This window comes from Aliivibrio sp. 1S175 (genome assembly GCF_001690985.1).
Taxonomy (GTDB): domain Bacteria; phylum Pseudomonadota; class Gammaproteobacteria; order Enterobacterales; family Vibrionaceae; genus Aliivibrio.
This window is the reverse complement of record NZ_MAJS01000090.1, coordinates 205,050-211,266: the sequence shown is the minus strand read 5'-3', so window position 1 is coordinate 211,266 and position 6,217 is coordinate 205,050. Positions and strand designations below refer to the sequence as shown.

5 protein-coding genes are annotated in these 6,217 nt (G+C 39.6%); 1 reads left to right on the top strand and 4 read right to left on the bottom strand.

The window, feature by feature from the left end; genetic code table 11:
* Positions 1-417, top strand: a 417-nt coding sequence (locus tag A6E06_RS19445; RefSeq protein ID WP_141677015.1) for a methyl-accepting chemotaxis protein, incomplete at its 5' end; no start/stop codon positions are given.
* 125 nt (positions 418-542) lie between these two features.
* Here A6E06_RS19445 and A6E06_RS19440 read toward each other — a convergent pair.
* From A6E06_RS19440 to A6E06_RS19425, 4 genes are all read right to left on the bottom strand, one after another.
* Positions 543-1,478 (bottom strand): LysR family transcriptional regulator, encoded by a 936-nt coding sequence (locus tag A6E06_RS19440; RefSeq protein WP_065592669.1) that lies wholly within the window; start codon positions 1,476-1,478, stop codon positions 543-545.
* A 63-nt stretch (positions 1,479-1,541) separates the two neighbouring features.
* Entirely contained in the window at positions 1,542-3,380 is a 1,839-nt protein-coding gene (locus A6E06_RS19435) for a glycoside hydrolase family 13 protein (RefSeq protein ID WP_065592670.1), read from the bottom strand.
* A gap of 89 nt (positions 3,381-3,469) precedes the next feature.
* A complete protein-coding gene (locus A6E06_RS19430) occupies positions 3,470-5,443 on the bottom strand; it encodes an amylo-alpha-1,6-glucosidase (RefSeq protein WP_065592671.1) in 1,974 nt (657 codons plus the stop codon).
* An 84-nt stretch (positions 5,444-5,527) separates the two neighbouring features.
* Complete coding sequence (locus tag A6E06_RS19425) at positions 5,528-6,151, bottom strand: hypothetical protein (RefSeq protein ID WP_065592672.1); 624 nt, start codon at positions 6,149-6,151, stop codon at positions 5,528-5,530.
* Positions 6,152-6,217: the final 66 nt, after the last annotated feature.

Genomic DNA, 6,217 nt, shown 5'->3' with positions numbered 1-6,217 from the left:
CGTGGTTTTGCCGTGGTTGCGGATGAAGTTCGCTCTCTTGCGGGTCGTACTCAATCATCAACCAGTGAAATTGTTGAGATAATAGAGAAGCTGCAAGCAAGTGCAACACACGCAAAAGCAGCAACAGATCAAAGTTGTTCTAAAATTCGTATTTGTGTAGAGCAAAGTGTTCAGACGGGTCAATCAATCCAAATGATTGAAGAAACCATGATGAAGGTGGCAGATACTGGAATTCAAATTGCGAGTGCGTGTAGCCAACAAGATTCAGTAACAGAAGAACTTGGTCGCAATATTCAAAGCATGAGTTTGTCAGCCAGTGAAGTGGCATTAGGTGCAGAGCAAACAGCACAATCAAGTGTTGAGCTAGCACAACTTGCAACTACGCTGCAAATGTCTTTGTCTCGCTTTAAAGTATAATTTGACGAGTCATTGAATTGAGCTAATTTGCACTAGAAACTAGAAACTAGAAACTAGAAAGGAGATCGTATGATCTCCTTTTTTATTATCTATTTTAGGGTTAAATGACCAGGAGAACCCTATAATCAGATAGAACCATTAATATGTGGATTCGTTTTAATCAGCTCTTTAAATTGCTCAAGTAATATAATACTTTGTTTATTTTGCTGGCCATCTTTATGTAAATACGCTCCAATTGTCGCTTTGCTGAAACACTCTTTCATCTGTAAAGGTACAATATCAAAGCCACTAAAGTAATCTCTCATCGTCATTGGATAAGGTAAAATAGCATCACTGTTTTGAAGTAAATCAATGGCAGTTAGTAGCGAGTTCGTATTATAGATAACCTTTTCTTGTAAATAATGACGCTTTTGAAAAGAGGTTAATTGTTCATTTTGTTTTTGAACTAGATGTGAAAACCGTTTCTTTGCTGCGCCTAAATCAACCGATGGGAAGCGAGCAATGTCTTCATTACTGCAGGTGATTTCTAAAAGGGGGTGATCTTTTCTTACATACACTTCTTCATGACAGCTGAATAAAGGATGGAACTGTATGTCTTCATATTGTGCTAATCCCAATATTTCGTGGCCTACGAAAATACTGATCTCATCACTTAATAGAAGGTTCATTAATTGGAGATGATTACCAACATCAACAGAGATATTACTGTGCGGGTAGGTGTCTCTAAAATCTTGTACGCAATCTCGAATAAACAGATGCCACCATGCATCACCACAGCCAATTTTTAGTTCGGTCTGGTGTCTGAGTTTGTTCTTCTCTAATTTATTAAGGGTGTTTTCATAGAGGTTTTGCATCATTTTTGCTTGTTCGTAAAGTAACTCTCCGCTGGAAGTTAGAGTTATTCCTTTTGAGTTACGATTAAACAATTTACTGCCAAGTTTCTCTTCTAACTTCTGCATGTTATGACTTAATGTCGGTTGACTTAAGCAGAGATTATTCGCGGCTTGGGTGACGTTTTGAGTTTTAGCTACTTGAATGAATTGAATCATTAATTTAAACATAATAGCTCTTTGCTTGAATAAGAAAGAGCTATTTTATGTGGCTTACTGCTTGATATCTAGCGATTACTTTTCGTTTTGATACATGGCGAAGCTAAAGGGTGCCAATGTTAACGTTTCTTCTAATTTGCAAGAGGTTTCGTTATAAATATCAATAACTTTTTGTTCAGAAAGTAAACTTGGTAGCGTTACTTCTACTGATTGTTCACTGTTATTCATAAAGATGGTAATGTAATCAGTACCATTTTCTTTTTGATAAATCAGATATTGCTGTTCATCATCGCTCATTAACCAGTTAATACGATGAGCGCGAAGCGCAGGGTATTTTTTACGTAACTTGATGATCTGCATAATATGCTGCTTCATGTTCATATCATGTTTGCTTTCATCCCAAATCATGCATTTACGATTTAATGGATCAGCCCCGCCATCTAAGCCAATCTCACTACCATAATAAATACAAGGAGTGCCACTGTGGGTAAATTGGAATAAGTACGCCAGCTTCACTTTTTCTTTATTGCCAGAGCAACGGTGAAGAATACGAGCGGTATCATGGCTATCTAACAATGAAAATGCGACTTCATTAACCGCAATAGGATAGCTTGTATTAACGTCATTTACCGCGTATTTGAACTGATTAGCACTTAGGTTTCCTTGAGCAAAAAATCCTATCATGGCGTCGGATAATGGGTAATTCATTACGGCATCAAATTGGTCACCGGCAAGCCAATTCATTGAATCATGCCATGCTTCTCCTAAAATATAGATCTCAGGTTTGATCGCTTTTAATTCATCACGGAAGCGTCGCCAGAAGCGTTGATCAACTTCGTTTGCGACATCTAAACGCCACGCATCAATATTGAAATTACGCACCCAGTATCGGCCTACTTCCAGTAAATATTCCATCACTTCTGGGTTTTCGGTATTGAGTTTTGGCATGTTCTGCGCAAAGGCAAAAGCGCGATAGTTGAGATACTCTTTACTGTGTTGATCTTTTTTAGACTCATCCACAAGTGGGAATTGCTCAACATAGAACCAATCAATGTATTTGGAATCTTTTCCGTTTTTAATGACATCTTGCCATTGAATAGAATCGGCACCAATATGATTGAATACAGCATCTAACATGACTTTCATGCCACGTTTGTGGGCTTCTGCAATTAACGTTCTTACGGTGTCGTCGTCACCAAAAGCCGGGTCAACTTTTAGATAATCAACGGTATCGTATTTGTGGTTAGTTTTGCCTTGAGTAATTGGAGTGAAATACAAGCCGGTAATACCAAGATCTTGCAAGTAATCAAGATGGTCAATAACACCTTGTAAATCACCACCAAAGAAACTGTTGGTTTTTGGATCTTCTGATCCCCAAGGAAGTGCATTACTCGGTGAGATCGATGGGTCGCCATTGGCAAAGCGTTCAGGGAATATTTGATACCAAACCGTTTCTTTTACCCAATGTGGCGGGCTAAATACATCGATAGGATTCATGTATGGGAAGCAGTAGAAATTGAGTAATTGGCTTAATACAGGGTCTGCATCATCAGTGATGGTGAAAATTTGTTTCTCAGTAACGAGCAGTGTTTCGCTCTCTTCGCCTTCTAGAATAAAAGCGTAACGAGCACGGAAGAATCGTGGTTGCGCTTCGCAGAACCAGTAATCAAACAGTTCTGTTTCACACTCTTTTTCCATAACAAAGTTTTCGCCGCCACTCCAACCCATAGCATCTTCTGCATTGAGGTTGCCGCCACCGCCACCGGATGTCCAATCGTATGGGTCTCCAATTCTTAGCGTGGCGTTATTGACTTCGCCTTTTGCGGTACGAATGCGTAAATGGAGGGTATCCTTATCATAGGTGTAAGAATAGCTTGAATGAGATCTGTGATAAATCGCTGCTTTTGTAATCATGATTAATACCGTTTAATGAAAGTACCAACCCAAATAACTATCTGACGTGATAGCTACTCAGGTTAGTATAATTACTTAAATATGAAATTCTATTTTTGGTGCGTTTGTTCGTAATATTTCACGACACGCAAAACTTCACTAACACTCCAGGCTTGAGCAAAACAACCACGAGATTGACTTGGTGAATAACCATCATAAATCTCGGCAAGTTGTCCAATACAGCCTTCATAAAGTCCATCTTGGTTATGTTCAATAAACTGTTCAACAATACGAAGTAAGTCTCTATCTTGTGGGAATTGACGTAATATACCCATTAAGAATTGACCAATCATAAAGCCCCAAACGGTACCTTGGTGGTATGCCATATCACGATCGAAATGAGAACCTGTACAAACGGCCTTAAACTCAGGATCATTCATCGCAAGAGATCGTAACCCCAGTGGCGAATACAATTCTTTATAAATAGTAAGAATGACAGAACGCGCTCTTTCTTGACTTAAAATTGGGAAAGGTAAACCTAGTGCATAAGCTTGGTTTGGACGGATTTGTTGGTTTACTTCGCCTCCTTTAATCCAATCATTTAAGTACCCAGCCTCGTTGTAAAACTCATCGTTAAAGGTGACTTTTACTTGTTCTACAAGTGCTGGTAACTCTGGCATTGGTGTGTTCAGTTTTTGATTAAAGAAATCCAAAATAGACAACGCATTAAACCAAAGTGCATTGATCTCTACTGCACAACCGTGTCGTGGTGTTGGAACGATATCGCCATAACGAATGTCCATCCAAGTCAGTTGATCAAAGCCGCTGCCGCCGCTGATTAAGCCGTTATCAAGCATCTTAATATCAAAATCAGTACCGTTACGATAATGCTGATAGATGTTTGTCATGCACTCGTAGGCTTCATCACGGATGAACTCTATATCACCACTGGCTTGGTAGTATTCATAAAGGCTAACGATAAATAACAACGAGGCATCAATGGTGTTATACATTGGCTCAACCCCAGCTTCCGGGAAGAGATTGGGTAATACGCCACGACGCTCATAACGAATAAAGGTGCGGAAGATCTGTTTTGCATCTTCAAATTGATTGGTCGATAAATTACATCCCCAAAGCGCAATCATGGTGTCACGACCCCAATCAGCAAAGAATGGGTAACCGGCAATGATTGATTTTGATTCGGTAGAATCGCGGTCAACCACAAATTGCTCACTGGCACGCACGAGTTGTTGGCCAAAAACACTCTTAATTTGAGCTTGTTCAATATAGGTTTTTTGGCGTTTAATTTCAGTATCAATCATGGCATCTACTGATTGAGTTGCTAGTAAGGCAGCGCGTTCTTCTTCTGCTTCAAAGATGACATAAAATGCTTCGTGAGTGTCGCTACCGGTAAAGTCGATAGTATGCAGTGACATTTGAGCGTCAGTCGCAGGGCGGCCATCTCGTGCATCATAAGAGAAGAACAGGCCTGATTCATAACGAGGCGTGTCTAATGCGGAATCTACGCCATTATGACGATAAGCTAAGGTCTGATTATTACTGCTGATTTTACCTTCTTGGTGCGTAAATTCTTGTTCTTTTGATAGGTTTTGTCCTTTTGAACAGAATTGATATTTCGGCGTTATATTTAAGGTAAAGGCTTGTTGTAATGGGTTGAACACCTGATATTTAACGGCAAGTCGGTTGACTTCATGGGTCATAACAAGGGTTTTGGTTATTTCAATACCATCAATTCGATAAGTGAAAACAGGAAGGTAGGTTTGACTGAAGTTATCAAATAACAGTGTTGAATCAACAGAATCATAAGGGTTTACGTTTGCTTGAGACGACAGCGGATGGCTTTCTTGGTTTGATAGCGTAATACGATCATCCAAATGGCGAACAAAACAAAAACGATTATTAGGCGCAACAAGGCTTGCCATAAATAAGGCGTGATCGGTACGGGTGCACGATCCTGCAAGGGTAAGAGAAGAGTAACCACCTAATCCATTCGTTAATAAGTAGTTTGATTCTTCAAGGCGAGTCATATCGCGAAAATTGGCTTTAGAAAGAGATATTTTCATGTGAACCTTACGATTTAATGTCAAATGTTACCCCGCCTTTATTCACTTAGATTGGTGATTTTAAATTGGCAGGGGAGTTTATTGTTAGCTTTTTATTTCGTTATAAACGAGTAAGAGTTTTTGCACTTCACCTTGGGTATACGCGAGATTTTGGCTTTCTTCGTATCCCCAAAGCGGGGTAATTTGAACCTCATTTTTAGTTGGTGTTACTTTGAATGCAGTAATGCGCTCTTGTGCATTATCAGAAATGAAAAACAGATAAGGCTGAGGCTGTGTAAGCAGTGCGTTGTATTGAGAGGGCGTGGTATACACAGCGTTCACTGCTTTTACGTCTTTAGTGCCATAAAAACGCTGGGCTTCAGCTAATACGGGTAATGCCATTTCTTGCAACTGTTCATAGCTGCTCTCTACATGGAAAGAGCCGCAATCACTTGGGATCTGATCACGCAGTGCTTTGTATTGGGCGTTAATGACTTCTAATGGCAGGGTTAAATAGTTATTTTCAAACTGTTGTGCTGAGGAAAATAGCTCATCATTATTCACACATTGTTTAAAATTTTGCTGCTGTTCAGTAAAGGTTGAGTAGTCAAATGATGGCTTAGGAAGGCTACTATAAGCAATGATAAAGCCGGTAATGAAAATAACGACAGCGACTGCAATATGAAGCATATAGTCGTGAATGCGTTGAAGTTGGCCGCGAAAATTCAAAATGTGACTCCTTGTTTAACAGTGTTGTTTATAAAACAGGGTTTATTGCCCTCAATGAGAGAGGGC

What these genes read in the sequence shown, in the direction of transcription:
- A6E06_RS19440 (WP_065592669.1), bottom strand. Translation starts at nt 1,478, where the DNA reads ATGTTTAAATTAATGATTCAATTCATTCAAGTAGCTAAAACTCAAAAC.
- A6E06_RS19435 (WP_065592670.1), bottom strand. Translation starts at nt 3,380, where the DNA reads ATGATTACAAAAGCAGCGATTTATCACAGATCTCATTCAAGCTATTCT.
- A6E06_RS19430 (WP_065592671.1), bottom strand. Translation starts at nt 5,443, where the DNA reads ATGAAAATATCTCTTTCTAAAGCCAATTTTCGCGATATGACTCGCCTT.